This window comes from Litorisediminivivens sp. KMU-197, from assembly GCF_056858395.1.
The window spans coordinates 902628-919397 of the sequence record NZ_JBXEQG010000001.1 but is presented as its reverse complement, the minus strand read 5'-3'; the positions used below and the strand labels follow the sequence as shown (position 1 = coordinate 919397).

Here is a 16770-nt window from a genome sequence, read left to right as displayed (position 1 = left end):
GGGGTCCCGCGCACTAGGACTGGTGTCAGACGTGACAATCGTGCCACTTTTCGGAGCAGACAATCATGACCAATCCCGCCAAGATCACATTTGCCGAGACCGACCTTGATCAGGTGGAAACCGCCCCGGGTCGGATCGCCGTGATCCTCGACGAAGAGGCCAAGATGGACCCGGGCGCCCGCCGGGTGAACCGGGTGACCAAGCAGGCGCTGAAGCGGTTCGCGGAAGGCAAGCAGTTCGAGAAGATGAAGGACGGCGAGGTTGCGTCGCTGATCTCGCCCGCCGGTCTCGAGGCCGAGGCGCTGGACGTGGTGAAACTGTCCCGTCGCCCTGCCCAGGACGCGGCCCGCCGCGCCGGGGCGGCCTTGGCCAAGGCACGCGGTGACGCCGACCTGCTGGTGCTGGCCGGCGGCCGCGCCGGCATGGCCGACCTGGCGCTGGGGCTGGCCTTGCGTGGCTACGAATTCGCCGATCACAAGACCGGCAAGGACGCCCCGCGCGAGGCGTCGCTGACCGTGATGTGCTCGAAGCCCGCCGAACTGGAAGACGACTACGCCCCTCGCGCCGCCGCCGCCGAGGGCGTGTTCTTCACCCGCGACTTGGTCAGCGAACCTGCCAACGTGCTCACCACCTCGGAATTCGCCGCCCGCCTCCAGGGCCTGCGCGGATTGGGGCTCGAGGTCGAGGTGCTGGAGGAAGACAAGCTGGCCGAACTCGGCATGGGCGCGCTGCTGGCCGTGGGGCAGGGGTCCGACAGCCCGTCCAAAGTGGTCGTGATGTCGTGGAAGGGCGGAGCGGAGGGCGAACCGCCGCTGGCGCTGGTCGGTAAGGGCGTGGTCTTCGACACCGGCGGCATCTCCCTCAAGCCCGCCGCAGGCATGGAGGACATGACCATGGACATGGGCGGCGCCGGTGTCGTGGCCGGCGTGATGAAGGCGCTGGCGCGCCGCAAGGCCAAGGCCAATGTCGTCGGGCTGGTGGGGCTGGTCGAGAACATGCCCTCGGGCAACGCCACCCGTCCCGGCGATATCGTCACTTCGATGAAGGGCGACACCATCGAGGTCATCAACACCGATGCCGAAGGCCGGCTCGTGCTCTGCGACGTGATGTGGTACGCGCAGGAAACCTACAAGCCTGCCGCGATGGTCGATCTGGCGACGCTCACCGGCGCGATCATCATCGGGCTGGGCCACGACAAGGCCGGGGTGTTCTCGAACGACGACGGGTTCTGCAACAGCTTCCTCAAGGCCGCCGATGCCGAGGGCGAGGGCGCCTGGCGGATGCCGCTGGCGCAAAGCTACGATGATCAACTGAAGTCACAGAAGGCCGACATGAAGAACGTCGGCGGACGGCCCGCCGGGTCGATCACCGCGGCGCAGTTCCTGCAACGCTTCGTCAGGGAGGATTGCCCATGGATCCACCTCGACATCGCCGGGGTGGCGCAGGTGACCAAGGACACCGACCTCGCGCCGAAGGGGGCCACCGGCTGGGGCGTCCTCGCGCTCGACCGGCTGGTCAGGGACCGATACGAGACGGAGTGAGCCATGGGCGCCGCCTATTTCTACCACCTGACCCAGAGGCCACTTGAGGCCACGCTGCCGGTGCTGCTTGAAAAAGCGCGCGGCGCGGGCTGGCGGGTGGCGGTGCGCGGCGTGGACGAGGGGAAGCTGGACTGGCTGGACGAGAAGCTGTGGCAGGGGGCCGAGGATGGCTTCCTGCCGCACGGCCGCGCCGGCGGTCCGCATGACGCGCTGCAACCGATCCTGTTGACCTCCGGCACGGCGGGGAACGACCCGCAATGCCTGATGTGCGTCGACGGAGCGAGCGTCGCCGCCAACGAGGTGCAGGGGCTCGAACGCGTCTGCATCCTGTTCGACGGCAACGACCCGCAGGCGGTGGACGCCGCGCGCGGCCAGTGGAAGGCGCTGACCGGGGCAGGCTGCGGCGCGCAATACTGGTCCGAGGAGTCGGGGCGGTGGGAGAAGAAGGCCGAGAGCGGGTAGCTCAGGGCTGTCCGCGACGCGGCGCCTGTTTGCGTCCTGAAACGGCTTTTGGTTGACCCTGCGCGTGTCGTAACCTCAATGAGCACACGGCGCGCATACGCCCTGTCCGACTTCCCCCCGGGAGGGCAGACTCCGACATTTGTCGCGCCCGGTGCGGTCGAAGTATCACGAAACGACAGCCTCATGGAACCGAGAGGCATTCCCGAGGTCGGGCAGGGCGCATGCGCGCCTTCCACGCCGGTGTCGCCAACACGATGAAACCCCCGATGCAGGCCAAAACCACTGGCTTGGCGATAGAACCGCGCGTTGCCAATCGGCACCGCACGCCTGCATCACACGTTTCCCACCAGCTCACTTCCGCGCGGGCCCCTCACGTTCTGCAGACGCCGCCCAGAGGTTGATGTTCATGTCCTTGGCATGCGTGTCGATCCGCGCCAATTCGTCTTCGGTGAACTCGAGGTTTTCCACCGCACCCACGCAATCCACCACCTGCGAAGGCTTCGACGCGCCGATCAGCGCCGTGGTCACCCGGCCGCCGCGCAGCACCCAGGCCAGCGCCATCTGCGCCAGGGTCTGGCCGCGATCCTCGGCAATGGCGTTCAGCGCGCGGATGTGCTCCAGCGCCGCGTCCGACAGGAATTCCTCGCGCAGCGACTTGCCCTGGGTGACGCGGCTGCCCTCGGGGATGCCGCCGAGGTACTTCGATGTCAGCATGCCCTGCGCTAGCGGCGAGAACACGATCGAGCCGATGCCCAGATCGTCCAGCGCATCCAGCAGACCGTCGTCCTCGACCCAGCGGTTCAGCATCGAATAGGACGGCTGATGGATCAGGCAGGGCGTTCCGAGGTCCTTGAGGATTGCCGCGGCCTCGCGCGTGCGCTGCGCGTTGTAGGACGAGATGCCGGCATAAAGCGCGCGGCCCGAGCGCACGATATGATCCAGCGCCATCATGGTCTCTTCCAGCGGCGTCTCGGGATCGAAGCGGTGCGAATAGAAGATGTCGACATAGTCCAGCCCCATCCGCTTCAGCGACTGGTCGCAGGACGCCACCAGGTACTTGCGGCTGCCCCATTCACCGTAGGGACCGGGCCACATGTCATAGCCCGCCTTGGACGAGATGATCATCTCGTCGCGGTAGGGCTTGAATTCTTCGCGCAGGATCTGGCCGAAGGCTTTCTCGGCGGCGCCGGGACGGGGGCCATAGTTGTTGGCAAGGTCGAAATGGGTGATGCCGTGATCGAAGGCGGTGCGCACGATCTGTTGCTTGGTCGCATGCGCCGTGTCGTCGCCGAAGTTGTGCCACAGCCCCAACGAGATCGCCGGCAGTTTCAGCCCCGACCGCCCGCAGCGGCGATAGGGCATGGTGTCATAGCGGGTGTCGGCGGCGGTCCAGGTCATGGCGGTCTCCTCGTGACGGTCGCGGCATGTGTCGCGCGACAGGCGAGGGTTTGCAAGGCCGGAGGATCTTCGCCGTAGGATGGGCAAGGATTGCCCATCCTACGAGGTTCCGTCAGGTCATCACGTCGGGCTTCGTCCGCCCGGTGCGCGCCTGCAATCCGCCTAGCTCGCCGATCGCCGCGGCCACGTCCTTCAACGCCGCCTGCGTCTCGATCTCCAGATCACCCTCCGCTGGCATGTAGCGTTCCAGATAGACCCTCAGCGTCGCGCCCTCGGTGCCGGTCCCCGACAGCCGCAGCACCCCGCGCGAACCGCCCTCGAAGAGGATGCGGATGCCCTGGTTGCGGCTGACCGATCCATCGACCGGATCGTGATAGGCGAACTGGTCGGCTTCGGCCACATTCAGCCCGTGCAACTCGGTCCCCGGCAGATCGCCTAGCTTTGCTTCAAGATCGGCCATCAGCGCATTGGCCGTGTCGCTATCCACCGCTTCGTAATCATGCCGCGAATAGTAGTTGCGGCCGTAAGTCTGCCAGTGATCCATCAGGATCTCTTTCACCGACAGCTTGCGTTCCGCAAGGATGTTCAGCCACAGCAGCACCGCCCAGAGCCCGTCCTTCTCGCGCACGTGGTCCGACCCAGTGCCGGCGCTTTCCTCTCCGCAGAGCGTGGCGCGGCCCGCGTCCAGCAGGTTGCCGAAGAACTTCCAGCCGGTGGGGGTCTCAAAGCATTCGATCCCCAGCTTTTCGGCCACGCGGTCGGCGGCCTGGCTGGTGGGCATCGACCGTGCCACCCCGGCCAGCCCCTTTTCGTACCCCGGCGCGAGGTGGGCGTTGGCGGCCAGAACGGCAAGGCTGTCCGACGGCGTGACATAGATGCCGCGGCCCAGGATCATGTTGCGATCGCCATCGCCGTCCGAGGCAGCGGCAAAGTCGGGGCCGTCCTCGGCCATCACCATGTCGACCAGCGGCTTGGCCCAGATCGGGTTGGGGTCGGGGTGTCCCTTGCCGAAATCCACCTGCGGCACGCCGTTCATCACCGTACCGTCGGGCGCACCCAGTTCACCTTCGAGGATGCGTTTCGCATAGGGGCCGGTGACCGCGTGCATGGCGTCGAACTTGACGGTGAAGCCGCCAGATACGAGCGAACGAATGGCATCGAAATCAAACAGTTGCGCCATCAGCTTCGCGTAATCCTCGACCGGATCGACGATCTCGACCGCCATCTCGCCGACGCTGGTCTCGCCGATCTCACCCAGATCAACGTCCCCGGTCTCCAGCGTATGATATTCCGAAAGGCTCTTTGTCTCTTCGAACATCGCCTCGGTCACCTTCTCGGGCGCCGGGCCGCCGTTGGCGGTGTTGAACTTCAGCCCGAAGTCCTCGTCGATGCCGCCGGGGTTGTGGCTGGCCGACAGGATCAGCCCGCCGTCGGTGCCGCGTTGACGGATCAGGTTTGAAGCGGCCGGCGTCGACAACAGCCCGTTCTGCCCGACGATGATCCGCGCAGCGCCGTTGGCGGCGGCCATGCGCAGGATGGTCTGGATCGCCTCGGCGTTGAAATAGCGCCCGTCGCCGCCAACGACGAAGGTCTTGCCGTCCGCCCCGCCGATGGCGTTGAAGATCGACTGCACGAACGCCTGAAGATAGCCGTCCTCCATGAACACGCGGGTCTTCTTGCGTAAACCGGAGGTGCCGGGTTTCTGGCCGTCGAAGGGGGTGATGGAGCGGGTTACTCGGGGCATCTGACGGATCCTCTCTGTTCGGTAGCTTTGGATTGGCGGTCGCTCGCCTGCATGGTCCGGCCGGTTTCGGAGATCTCGGGCGCGGCGGCGAAATCCTCGACCGGCACCGGGCAGCGGCGGCGCCAGTTCGGGTGTTCGTCGATGGTGCCAGGCAGGTTGGGCGCATCGATCTGGCCGAAGATATCGTCCAGTTGCAGCGCGACCATGGCCGCCGGCGACCGGGTCAGCGCGTCATGGATCGCACCCGCGACCGCCTCGGGCCCTGCGTCACTGGGTATGGCGCAATGCTCGCGCAGGCTGGCGCGCTGGTGGGCGCGGTGGCCGTGGCGCGACATCGCCTCGCCCGCGCCGATCCAGCCCATCTCGCGCCACAGCTCAACATCGGTGCCATACCAGAAGCCGCGCAGGGTGGGGGTGTCGTGGGTCGAGAAACAGGCAAGAGAGAAGGGCCGCAGGTCGCGCGCCGGACGCAGCCAGCCGTCGTCGAAGGTCTCGTACTGCCAGACCGCATAGGAATAGAGCCCGGCGGCGTTCATCCGTTCGCGGAAGCCCGCCGGGACAAGGCCGAGGTCTTCGCCCACCACCACGCAGCCCGCCAGATGCGCCTCGATGGCGACCACCGCGAGCAAACTGTCGAACGGTTGCGTGATGTAGGCACCGGGGCTGCCGTCGTCAGGCAGCCAGAAGCTGCGCATCAGTCCCAGCGCATGGTCGATGCGGATCAATCCGCATTTGCGCATCAGCTTGCGCAGCATGGCCCTGATCGGGGCGTAACGCGCCGCCGCCAGCCGTTCGGGCGCGTGGGCGACAAGGTCCCAGGACTGGCCCTCGGGACTCAGCTGATCCGGCGGCGCGCCGATGGTGACGCCCCGCGCGATGGTGTCGCCGTGCATCCACGCCTCGGCCCCGCCGGGACGCGACCCCACGGCAAGATCGAGGTAGAGCCCCAGAGGCATCCCCGCCTGCACCGCCGCCTGCTGGGCCGCGTCGATCTGCGTCTCGGCGCGGTATTGCAGCCAACGGTGAAACCCGGCGCAATTGCCAGCGGCGCGTTTCGCATCCGGGCCGGGGGCCTGCATCTCGGCGGGCCATGTCCGGCAGTCGGGACCGTAGTGCTCTGCCAGCGCCTCGAACTGCGCAAAATCGTCCAGCGATGGCCCGGCGTCGCGGCAGAAGGCCTTGTAGCCCGCGGCGTGCTTCGAGGCCGCGAATTCGGCCTCCAGCGCCGCGCGGTGACGATTGCGGAAAGCCCCGTAATCGATCAGGTCGGTGGCGGGGGCGGGGCCCAGGCCGTCCGCGGTGACGATGTGATCGGTGTTGAAGAACCCGCGATGCGTGGGCGAGTAGGGGCTGATGGTGTCCTCGGCCGACCAGCCCAGCGCATGCACCGGATTGATGCCCAGAAATTGCGCGCCGTGCCCCGCCAGTGCCACCGCAGCGGTTGCAAGATCAGCATAATTGCCCAACCCGCCGTTCCGGTCCGACCGCATCCCGTAAAGCGCCGCCGTCACGCCCCAGCTGCGCGGGTGGCCGGTGGCCTCGGTCAGCCGCGGCGCATGCGGCGGGCGGACCATGACGAAGCTCGTCTCCTGCCAGCCGCGTCCGGACAGGTGCAGTTGGTAATACCCCACCTCAAGCCCCGGCAGGCCGAGACTGTCGCCGGCCTTGCCAGACCGTACCTCGGCCCCGGCCTCGCTCTCCAGCGTCCAGTCGCAGCCGTCCGATAGCGGCAGGTCCACCGGCTCTCCGGCCCGCAGGATGATCTCCCCCGGCAGGCGGCGGGCCTGTCCTTGGGCCGTCTCCCGCGACAGCGCTTCGGCGACGGCGGCGTCTGATGCTGCATCCACCCCCAGCGCGCCCAGCAGCGCCCGCAGGGTCGGCGGCGGCGTTTCCTTGCGCTGGCCGGTCAGATCGTGGAAATCCAGATGCACGCCGTGCGCCTGTGCCAGCCGTCGCAGAGCTGCATCGGCGCTCATGCCTCGGCCTCCTCGGGACGGGCCTCCCTGTCGGCCAGGACGAAGGCCGCCAGCGACTGTGCCGCGACGCGGGTGCGGCGGACGTCCATCCCCACGTCGACCTGCTCGCCCACCGAGGTGTCGATCTTGCGCACCCATTGCCGGTCACCGGGATCGGGCAGCACCAGCACTTCGGTCCGGGCCTCGCGGTTCAGCGCCAGCAGCACGGTGTCGTCCGAGGCCAGCCCGCGCGGGTTCTCGGCGCAGCCGCGCAGTACGAGGCAGAGGCTCGACAGGCCCGGATCGCGCCAATTCAGCGCACTGCCGTCGAAATCCCGCCACTCCACGTCCTTCTGGCCGTCGTTGTCGCGCACCGCGCCGTGCAGGAAACAGCTTTGCCGAACCACCGGGTGATCGCGGCGAAACCGCGCCAGCGCGGCGGTAAAGCCGATTTGCTCTTCGTCCAACGTCGCCCAGTCAATCCACGTGGTGGCGTTGTCCTGGCAATAGGCGTTGTTGTTGCCGCCCTGGCTGTGCCCGCCCTCGTCACCGGCAAGGATCATCGGTGTGCCCTGCGACAGCAGAACCGTCGCCAGCATGTTGCGCTGGCGTTGCTTGCGGGCGGCGACGATCATCGGCGCGCGGGTCTCGCCCTCGACGCCGAAGTTGTCGGAATGGTTGGCGTGGTGACCGTCGCGGTTACCCTCGCCATTGGCCTCGTTGTGCCGCTCGACATAGGCGGTGGTGTCGGCGAGGGTGAAGCCGTCATGCGCGGCGACGAAGTTCACCGATGACCACGCCCGGCGGCCCCGCCGGTCGAACATGTCGGCCGATCCCAGAAGCGCCGAGCCCAGATCCTGCGCGCTGTGTCCGTCGCCGCGCCAGAACCGCCGCACGGTGTCGCGGTAGCGGTCGTTCCATTCCGAAAAGATCGGCGGGAAGCTTCCCAACTGATAGCCGCCGGGCCCGATGTCCCAGGGCTCGGCGATCATCTTGATGCTCGACAGCACCGGGTCCTGCCGCAGCGCCGTCAGGAACGATCCGTGCCCCTCGAAGCCCTGCCAGCCCCGGCAGAGCGTGGTCGCCAGATCGAAACGGAAACCGTCGACGCCCATTGTCTGCACCCAGAAGCGCAACGAGTCCATGATCATCCGCAGCACAAACGGGTGGCTCGCATCCAGCGTGTTGCCGCAGCCGGTATCGTTGACGTTGTAACGCGCCTGTCCGTCGAGCAGCCGGTAATAGGCGGCGTTGTCCAGCCCGCGATAGCACAGCGTCGGGCCAAGGTGATCGCCCTCGGCGGAGTGGTTGTAGACCACGTCGAGGATCACCTCGATGCCCGCCGCGTGGAAGCGCTCGACCATCTTGCGGAAACCGTGCACGCCCTCGGGCCCGAAATAGCGAGGTTCGGGCGCGAAAAACCCGATGGTGTTGTAACCCCAGTAGTTCACCAGCCCCTTGGCGCGCAGCATCGGCTCGGATTTCAGCGCATGCACTGGCAGCAGCTCGATCGCGTTCACGTTCATCCGTGTCAGGTGGTCCAGCATCGCCTCCGAGGCCAGCCCGTCATAGCTCCCGCGCAGCTTCTCCGGCACCTCCGGATGCAGCATGGTGGCCCCCTTGGCGTGCGCCTCGTAGATCGGCCCGTCATAGACGCTGCGGCCCAGCGGCGTGGCGTTCGATGCGAAGTTCTTCGGATCCGAGACAACGGATTTCGGCACATGCGGCGCGCTGTCGGCGGTGCTGAACGTCAGGTCGTCGCCGGTCTCCAACTCATAGCCGTAGGTGGCGGGGTGATCGGTGAATTCCCCCGACAGCTCGCGTGTGTAGGGATCCATCAGCAGCTTGTGCTTGTTGAACCGGTGTCCCCGGTGCGGATCATAGGGCCCGTCCACCCGGTAGCCGTAAAGCGCCCCCGGCTTCAGCCCCGGAACATAGCCGTGCCAGATCGCGCCGGTGCGCTCGGGCAGGTCGATGCGGTGTTCTTCCTGCTTGCCGTCCGACGAGAACAGGCAAAGCGTCACCTTCGACGCGTTCTCGGAGAATACCGCGAAGTTGGTGCCGCTGCCGTCGTAATGCGCGCCCAGCCGGTACGGCCGTCCTGACCGGATTTCTGCCGTCATGGGCGCGACGCTGTTCATTCCGCAACGACTCCTTCGTACATGTCGGCATAGGCCCGCGCCGAGATGTCCCAGCCGACCTCCTGTGCCATAGCCGCCTGTTGCAGCGCCGGCCAGCCGCCGCTGTTCCACACCCGGAAGGCGCGGTCCAGCACCTCTTCGACACCCGCCACGCTGACGTCGTCGAACAGGAACCCGGTGCCGACACCGGCCCGCAGCGCCGCGACATTGGCCTCGATCACCGTGTCGGCAAGCCCGCCGGTGCGGGCCACCACCGGAACCGTGCCATAGCGCAGCCCGTAAAGCTGGGTCAGCCCGCAAGGTTCGAACCGCGAAGGAATCAGGATGGCGTCGGAACCGCCTTGCAGAAGGTGCGAAAACGCCTCGTCATAGCCGATGTAGGTGCCGACCTTGCCGGGATGGTGGGCGGCCGCCTCGCTAAAGGCCGCCTCCAAATCCGGCGCGCCCGAGCCCAGCACCGCCAGTTGCCCGCCACCCGCAACCAGATGCGGAATGGCCCCGGCCAAGGCATCGAGCCCCTTTTGCTCGGTCAACCGGCTGACCACGCAGAACAGCGGACCGTCATGGCCCGGGTCCAGCCCCAGCCGGTCGCAGATGGCGACGCGGTTTGCGGCCTTCCGCTCCAGCGTGTCGGCGGTGTAGGTCCGCGCCAGCGCCGCGTCCGATCCCGGATCCCAGACGCCGGTGTCGATGCCGTTCAGGATGCCCGACAGGGCACCGGAGCGCGCCTGCAACACGCCGTCCAGCCCCATGCCGAAGCGCGGCGTCAGGATCTCGCGCGCATAGGTCGGGCTGACCGTGGTGATGCGGTCGGCATAGACCAGACCCGATTTCAGAAACGAGATGTCCCCGTGATACTCCATGCCTTCCGGCGTGAACCAGTCCCAGCGCAGGCCAAGCTGCTCGCCCTCGTGGGCGGCGAAGCGGCCCTGAAAGGCGATGTTGTGGATGGTCATCACGGTCTTGGGCACAGGCACACCCGCCTGCTTCAGGTATACCGGGGTCAGCCCGGCCTGCCAGTCATGGGCGTGGACAACATCGGGCTTCCAGCCGTCGCAACCCTCGAAGCTGATCCGTGCCGCCGCCTGCGCCAGCGAAGCGAAGCGGCGGTGGTTGTCCTCCCAGTCGCGGCCCTGCGGATCGGAATAGGGCCTGCCGGGGCGGTCGAACAGCTGCGGCGCGTCAAGCAGCAGAAGCGTGATGCCCTCCGCCTTGACCTCGACCAGCCGGCCCGCGCCGCCGGGAAGGTCGCCGAAGGTGGCGACCTCCGTGCCTTTGGCCACCAATGGCATCAGCGACGGATAGGCCGGCAACACCGTCTTGACGTAAATGCCCAGCGGCTTCAGCGCGCCCGGAAGCGCGCCAGCCACGTCGGCCAGCCCGCCGGTCTTGATGAAGGGCGCGCATTCCGAAGTGACCATGAGCACGTTCATGTCAGCCATCCAGCTTGTCGATCATCGCCTGGGTAATCAGGCAGATCCCGTTCTCGGTCCGGCGGAAGCGCCGGGCATCGGCCTCCGCGTCCTCGCCGACGACCAACCCGTCGGGGATCTTCACGCCGCGGTCGACCACGCAGTTCTTCAGCTTGGCGTTGCGCCCGATGTCGGCATAGGGCAGCACCACGACGCCCTCCAGTTCGGCAAAGGAATGCGTCCGCACGCCGGTAAACAGCAGGCAGCGGTGCAGCTTCGATCCGGAGATGATGCAGCCGCCCGACACCATGGACGACGTGGCAGAGCCGCGCCGGCCTTCCTCGTTGTGAATGAACTTTGCGGGGGGCGTCAGTTCCGAATAGGTCCAGATCGGCCAGTCGTGGGTATAGAGGTCGAGCTCGGGCTTGAAGTCGGTCAGATCGATGTTGGCTTGCCAGTAGGCGTCGATTGTCCCCACGTCGCGCCAATAGGGCGTGTCCTCCAGCCCGGACATGACGCAGGAGCGCCCGAAGGGATGGGCATAGGCGCCGCCTTCGGCGACGATGCCGGGGATGATGTCATTGCCGAAGTCGTGGCTGGAATTGGGGTCGTCGTTGTCCTTCTCCAGCAGACCGTAAAGGTACTCGGCCTCGAAGACGTAGATCCCCATGCTGGCCAGCGCGCGGGTCTCGTCACCGGGCATGGCGGGCGGATTGTCGGGCTTCTCTACGAACTCGAGGATCTTGTCGCTGTCGTCCACGCCCATCACGCCGAAGGCCTTGGCCTCTTCGCGGGGCACCTCGATGCAGCCGACCGTCACCTTGGCGCCGGTCTTCACGTGCTGCTCGATCATCAGCGAATAGTCCTGCTTGTAGATATGATCGCCCGCCAGCACGAGGATGTACTTCGGACCGTAGCCGCGCAGCACGTTGATGTTCTGCGTCACCGCGTCCGCGGTGCCCTTGTACCAGTTGTCCTCGCCCATTTGCTGCGAGGCGGGCAGGATGTCGAGGCTCTCGTTGCGCTCGGCGCGGAAGAACGACCAGCCGCGTTGCAGGTGACGGATCAGGCTGTGCGCGCGGTACTGCGTCGCAACCCCGATCCGGCGGATGCCCGAGTTGACGGCATTCGACAGGGCGAAGTCGATGATCCGCGTCTTGCCGCCGAAGAAAACCGCCGGCTTGGCGCGGATATCGGTCATTTCCTTCAGCCGGCTGCCGCGCCCCCCGGCCAGCACATAGGCCATCGTCTGTTGCGCAAGTTCGTGTCGTGCGTCTGCCATCGGGTCCTCCCCCTTTGATCGAAATATGATTGGGCCAATTCGGTCCTGTCAGGTGCCTTTGTATCGCAGGAACATCGCCCCCAGCGGTGGCACCGTCAGGTCCAGCGATTGCGCACAGCCATGTGCCGCCTGGTCCGTGGTGCCGAGCGTGCCGGCGTTGGTCTGTCCGCTGCCGCCATAGACTTCGGCGTCGGTGTTCAGAGCCTCTTCCCAGATGCCGGCCTCGGGCACGCCGATCCGGTATCCCGTCCGCGTCACCGGCGTGAAGTTGCACACCACCAGCACCGGGGCGCTGCCGTCCTTGCCCTGCCGCACCCACGAGAAGATCGATTCCTCGGCATTGCCGCCGTCGATCCAGCGGAAGCCCTCGGCCTTGCTGTCCAACTCATAAAGGGCAGGGGTCGCGCGGTAGAGCTTGTTCAGGTCGCGGATCAGCGACTGCACGCCCCTGTGCGGCGCGTAATCCAGCAGATGCCAGTCGATGCTGGTCTCGTTGTTCCACTCGGTCCACTGGGCGATCTCGTTGCCCATGAATTGCAGCTTTTTGCCCGGGTGGCCCCACATGAATCCATAATAGGCCCGCAGGTTGGCAAAGCGCTGCCACTCGTCGCCCGGCATCCGGTCGAGGATCGAGCCCTTGCCGTGCACCACCTCGTCATGGCTCAGCGGAAGCACGAAGTTCTCCGAGAACGCATAGTGCAGCCCGAAAGTCATCTTGTCGTGGTGGTACTTCCGGTGCACCGGGTCTTCCTGCATGTAACGCAGGGTGTCGTTCATCCAGCCCATGTTCCACTTGAACCCGAAGCCAAGCCCGCCGGTGTCGGTGGGGGCCGAGACGCCGGGGAAGGCCGTGCTTTCCTCGGCGATGGTCATGATGTCGGGGCTGTCGCCATAGACCGCCTCGTTCATGCGCTGCATGAAGGCGATGGCTTCGAGGTTCTCGCGCCCGCCGTGGATGTTGGGCACCCATTCCCCATCCTTACGGCTGTAATCGCGATAGAGCATCGAGGCCACGGCATCCACGCGCAGCCCGTCGATGTGATACTCCTGCACCCAGAATTTCGCGTTGGCGATCAGGTAGTTGGCGACCTCGTTGCGGCCGTAGTTGTAGACCAGAGTGTTCCAGTCCGGGTGGTAGCCCTCTTTCGGATCGGCATGCTCGTAAAGCGCCGTGCCGTCGAAGCGACCCAGCCCGTGCTGGTCGGTCGGGAAGTGGCCCGGCACCCAGTCGATGATGACGCCGAGGCCCGCCTGGTGGCAGGCGTCGATGAAATAGCGGAAATCATCCGGCGTTCCGAAGCGCGAAGTCGGCGCGAACAGCCCCACGGGCTGATACCCCCAGGAGCCGCCGAAGGGATATTCGCTGATCGGGGTCGTCTCGATATGGGTGAAGCCCATGTCGGTGGCATAGGTCACCAGCTCGTCTGCCATCTCGCGATAGGTCAGCGAGCGGCCTTCGTGCTCGGGCACCCGCCGCCAGCTCTCGAGGTGCACCTCGTAGACACTGATCGGTCGGTCGATCTTGTGCTCGCGACCGCGCCTGGACATCCAGTCGCCGTCGTTCCACTCGTAATTGCTCAGGTCCCGCACGACCGATGCGGTCGCCGGAGGCACCTCGGCCCCGAAGCCCACCGGATCGGCCTTCAGCGGCAGCATCTGCCCGCCGGCATCGAGGACCTCGTACTTGTAGGCCGTGCCGTCTCCGACACCGGGCATGAAGATCTCGTGCACGCCGGTCGCACCGCGCCGCCGCATCATGCCGCGCCGCCCGTCCCAGGAATTGAAATCGCCCACAACCGAGACGCGCTTGGCGTTCGGTGCCCAAACCGCGAAATGCGTTCCGTCGACGCCGCCGTGGGTCATCACATGGGCACCAAGAGCGCGCCAGATATAGCCGTGGGTACCTTCGCCCAGCAGGTATTCATCCAACTCGCCCATCACCGGACCGAAGCCGTAGGGATCGGCTTCGGTCCAGGTGTCACTGCCTCGCGTCATCCGCAGGCGATAGTCGAAACGGCTCTTGCGCCGCGGGACAACCGCCGCAAAGACGCCATCCCCCCCGTCCGCCCGGTGAAGCTCGACCACCGGCTTGCCGGTCTTGGCGTCCAGCATCTCGACCCTGTCGGCCTCGGGCCTGAGCGCGCGGATCACCAGTTTGCCGTCGTGGTCGTGCAGGCCAAGCACCGCGAACGGGTTGCCGTGGCCGCCAGAGGCCAGCGCGGCCGCTTCATCGGGATGGATCAGGGGGGTGTCGCTCATGCAGATTTCTCCAGTCCGCCGATGTCCGCCGGGGTTGCGTGCCAGATATCGCGCGCATAGCCGCGGATCGTCCGGTCGGACGAGAACCAGCCCATGTTGGCCGTGTTCTTCAGCGCCATCGCCGACCAGCCCGTCTTGTTGCGATAGGCCACGTCCACACGGCGCTGCGCGTCGAAATAGCTGTCGAAATCGCAGGTCACGAGAAAGTAGTCGTGATCGTAGAGATTGCCGACAAGCTCATGATAACGCGTGGCTTCCTCGGGCGAAAACACGCCGTCCACGATCTGGCCAAGTACGCGGGATAGCCGCGGGCTGGCCTCGATCGCGGCGCGGGCGAAACCATGTTCACGGCGGCGCTCCTGCACCTCCTGCGCGGTCAGGCCGAAGAGGAAGAAGTTCTCCGATCCCACATGTTCGCGGATTTCCACGTTGGCGCCGTCGAGCGTGCCGATGGTCAGCGCGCCGTTCAGGGCAAACTTCATGTTGCCGGTGCCCGACGCTTCCTTGCCCGCGGTCGAGATCTGCTCGCTGAGATCCGACGCGGGGATCAGGCTTTCCGCCATGGTGACGTTGTAGTTCGGCGGATAGACCACCTTGAGCAGGTCCTTGGTCACGGGATCGTTGTTCAGCTTCATCGCCACGTCGTTGATCAGGTGAATGATCTGCTTGGCCACGTGATAGCCCGGAGCCGCCTTGCCGCCGAAGATCTTGACGCGCGGCGTCCAGTCACCCTTGGGATTGTCGCGGATCTCGTTCCAGAGCGCGATGGTCTCGAGGATGTTCATCAGCTGGCGCTTGTATTCGTGGATGCGCTTGATCTGCACGTCGAACATCGCGTCGGGGTCGATCTCTACGCCGCAGTGTTCGCCGATCCAGTTCGCCAGCCGCACCTTGTTGACGCGCTTGGCTTCGCGGAACTCGGTGAGGAAGGCCTTGTCGGCGGCCTTGTCGTTAAGCTGTGACAGCTGTTCGAGGTCCGCCACCCAGCCGTCGCCGATTTCGCGGGTGATCAGGTCCGACAGCGGCTGGTTGCAGGTGTGAAGCCAGCGGCGCGGGGTGATGCCGTTGGTCTGGTTGATGATCCGGGTCGGGTGGATCTTGTGGAATTCCTCGAACACGGTCTCCTTGACCAGTTCGGTGTGCAGCGCCGAGACGCCGTTGACCTTGTGCGCCATGACGAAGGCCAGTTCGCCCATGCCGACGTGATGCTCGTCGATGATGCGGGGGCTGCCGGGGAATTTTTCCTGCTGGTCGGCGTCGATGGCGCGAATGATTTCAAGGTGACGCGGCAGGACATAACCCATCAGCCCCTCGTGCCAGCGCTCCAGCGCTTCGGGCAACAGGGTGTGGTTGGTGTAACCAAGGCAGCGGCGGGCCAGTTCGATCGACTCGGCCATCGGCAGGCCGTGGTCGTCCACCAGTTGCCGCACCAGTTCCGGCCCGGCGATGGCGGGGTGGGTGTCGTTCAGCTGAATGGCGACGTGATCGGGCAGCTTGCGGATATCGTCATGATCGGACAGGAAACGCCGCACCAGGTCCATGATCGAGGCTGCGGTGAAGAAGTATTCCTGCTTCAATCTCAACTGCTTGCCGGCGTCAGTCGTATCGTCGGGATAAAGCACGCGGCTGATCGTCCGGGCAAGCGCCTCGGACCGGCCGGCGGCAAGGTAATCGCCGCGGTTGAAGCTTTCCAGATCGAAGGCTCCGGCCGCCTTTGCCGACCACAGGCGCAGCGTGTTGCCCCAGGTGCCCTGCCAGCCGATGACCGGCGTGTCATAGGCGGTGGCGATCACGGTCTCCGACGGGTGCCAGTAGGCCTTGCCTTCGTGGTGATCGACGTGGCCGCCGAAGCGGATGCGATAACGGACCTCGGGGCGTTCGAATTCCCAGGCGTGGCGCTGGCTCAGCCAGGTCTCGGCGGTCTCGACCTGCTTGCCGTCCGAGAACTTCTGTTCAAACAGCCCGTGCTCGTAGCGGATGCCGTAGCCGTAGGCGGGGATGCCGAGCGTCGCCAGGCTGTCCATGAAACAGGCCGCCAGACGCCCCAGACCACCGTTGCCGAGCGCGGCGTCGGGCTCGTCATGGACGATCTCATCGTAGTTTTGTCCCATACCTTCAATGGCTTCCCGGGCTTCCTTGTCAAGGCCGAGGTTGGCGGCCATATCCTCGACCAACCGGCCGATCAGGAACTCCAGCGACAGGTAATAGACCCGCCGCGCGCCGGTGTCATAGGTTTCGCGCGTGCTGCGATACCAGTGGTCGACCATGCGGTCGCGCAAGGCAAGCGACAGCGCAATGCGCCAATCGTAGACCGAGGAATGCTCGGCGTCCTTGCCAAGCGAATAACGGATATGGTGGAGGATTTCGTCTTTCATGTCACTCTGCTCACAGCGCTGCGTTGCGGTGGTGTTAGCGCTAAACCTGCTTCAAATCCACCTCAAACGCGGAACTAAGCGAATATGCCACACCTTCAAGGCGGGGGTGCCGGTCTCAGAATGGCTTGGAGGGGCGTCGGGGGCAAGGGCCGCAGGTGGCGGCACGCATCTTGTGTCGCGCGTAGAATTCTGATGGGGGTC

General features: G+C 65.9%; 10 protein-coding genes. 2 read left to right on the top strand and 8 right to left on the bottom strand.

The window, feature by feature from the left end:
• The first annotated feature begins 65 nt into the window (after positions 1-65).
• Together AC04PT_RS04395 and AC04PT_RS04390 are read left to right on the top strand one after the other, a co-directional pair.
• A complete protein-coding gene (locus AC04PT_RS04395; RefSeq protein WP_482872307.1) occupies positions 66-1541 on the top strand; it encodes a leucyl aminopeptidase in 1476 nt (491 codons plus the stop codon).
• Between the two features lie 3 nt (positions 1542-1544).
• Positions 1545-2003: a DNA polymerase III subunit chi gene (locus tag AC04PT_RS04390; RefSeq protein WP_482872306.1), complete on the top strand. Its 459-nt coding sequence runs from the start codon at positions 1545-1547 to the stop codon at positions 2001-2003.
• A 351-nt stretch (positions 2004-2354) separates the two neighbouring features.
• Here the strand turns inward: AC04PT_RS04390 and mgrA are convergent, their stop codons facing one another.
• From mgrA to AC04PT_RS04350, 8 genes are all read right to left on the bottom strand, one after another.
• The gene (gene mgrA / locus AC04PT_RS04385; RefSeq protein WP_482872305.1) at positions 2355-3401 is read right to left on the bottom strand and encodes an L-glyceraldehyde 3-phosphate reductase; all 1047 of its coding nucleotides are present in this window, start codon (positions 3399-3401) and stop codon (positions 2355-2357) included.
• A 112-nt stretch (positions 3402-3513) separates the two neighbouring features.
• Positions 3514-5145, bottom strand: coding sequence for an alpha-D-glucose phosphate-specific phosphoglucomutase (locus AC04PT_RS04380; protein ID WP_482872304.1), 1632 nt, complete (start codon positions 5143-5145; stop codon positions 3514-3516).
• Positions 5133-7121 (bottom strand): 4-alpha-glucanotransferase, encoded by a 1989-nt coding sequence (locus tag AC04PT_RS04375; RefSeq protein ID WP_482872302.1) that lies wholly within the window; start codon positions 7119-7121, stop codon positions 5133-5135. Before AC04PT_RS04375 ends, AC04PT_RS04380 begins: the two co-directional genes overlap by 13 nt.
• Positions 7118-9241 carry a glycogen debranching protein GlgX gene (glgX, locus tag AC04PT_RS04370; RefSeq protein ID WP_482872301.1) on the bottom strand — a complete coding sequence of 708 codons (2124 nt, stop codon included), beginning with the start codon at positions 9239-9241 and terminating at the stop codon, positions 7118-7120. Before glgX ends, AC04PT_RS04375 begins: the two co-directional genes overlap by 4 nt.
• Positions 9238-10674 (bottom strand): glycogen synthase GlgA, encoded by a 1437-nt coding sequence (gene glgA, locus AC04PT_RS04365; RefSeq protein WP_482872442.1) that lies wholly within the window; start codon positions 10672-10674, stop codon positions 9238-9240. Before glgA ends, glgX begins: the two co-directional genes overlap by 4 nt.
• 1 nt (position 10675) lies before the next feature.
• Positions 10676-11935: a glucose-1-phosphate adenylyltransferase gene (glgC, locus tag AC04PT_RS04360; RefSeq protein ID WP_482872300.1), complete on the bottom strand. Its 1260-nt coding sequence runs from the start codon at positions 11933-11935 to the stop codon at positions 10676-10678.
• A 48-nt stretch (positions 11936-11983) separates the two neighbouring features.
• Positions 11984-14194 carry a 1,4-alpha-glucan branching protein GlgB gene (gene glgB, locus AC04PT_RS04355; RefSeq protein ID WP_482872299.1) on the bottom strand — a complete coding sequence of 737 codons (2211 nt, stop codon included), beginning with the start codon at positions 14192-14194 and terminating at the stop codon, positions 11984-11986.
• A complete protein-coding gene (locus AC04PT_RS04350) occupies positions 14191-16569 on the bottom strand; it encodes a glycogen/starch/alpha-glucan phosphorylase (RefSeq protein ID WP_482872297.1) in 2379 nt (792 codons plus the stop codon). The genes glgB and AC04PT_RS04350 overlap by 4 nt, the downstream gene beginning before the upstream one ends.
• Positions 16570-16770: the final 201 nt, after the last annotated feature.

Coding starts and splice junctions, on each gene's coding strand:
- AC04PT_RS04395 (WP_482872307.1), top strand. CDS start 66: ATGACCAATCCCGCCAAGATCACATTTGCCGAGACCGACCTTGATCAG.
- AC04PT_RS04375 (WP_482872302.1), bottom strand. CDS start 7,121: ATGAGCGCCGATGCAGCTCTGCGACGGCTGGCACAGGCGCACGGCGTG.
- glgC (WP_482872300.1), bottom strand. CDS start 11,935: ATGGCAGACGCACGACACGAACTTGCGCAACAGACGATGGCCTATGTG.
- mgrA (WP_482872305.1), bottom strand. CDS start 3,401: ATGACCTGGACCGCCGCCGACACCCGCTATGACACCATGCCCTATCGC.
- AC04PT_RS04390 (WP_482872306.1), top strand. CDS start 1,545: ATGGGCGCCGCCTATTTCTACCACCTGACCCAGAGGCCACTTGAGGCC.
- AC04PT_RS04380 (WP_482872304.1), bottom strand. CDS start 5,145: ATGCCCCGAGTAACCCGCTCCATCACCCCCTTCGACGGCCAGAAACCC.
- glgX (WP_482872301.1), bottom strand. CDS start 9,241: ATGAACAGCGTCGCGCCCATGACGGCAGAAATCCGGTCAGGACGGCCG.
- glgB (WP_482872299.1), bottom strand. CDS start 14,194: ATGAGCGACACCCCCCTGATCCATCCCGATGAAGCGGCCGCGCTGGCC.
- AC04PT_RS04350 (WP_482872297.1), bottom strand. CDS start 16,569: ATGAAAGACGAAATCCTCCACCATATCCGTTATTCGCTTGGCAAGGAC.
- glgA (WP_482872442.1), bottom strand. CDS start 10,674: ATGAACGTGCTCATGGTCACTTCGGAATGCGCGCCCTTCATCAAGACC.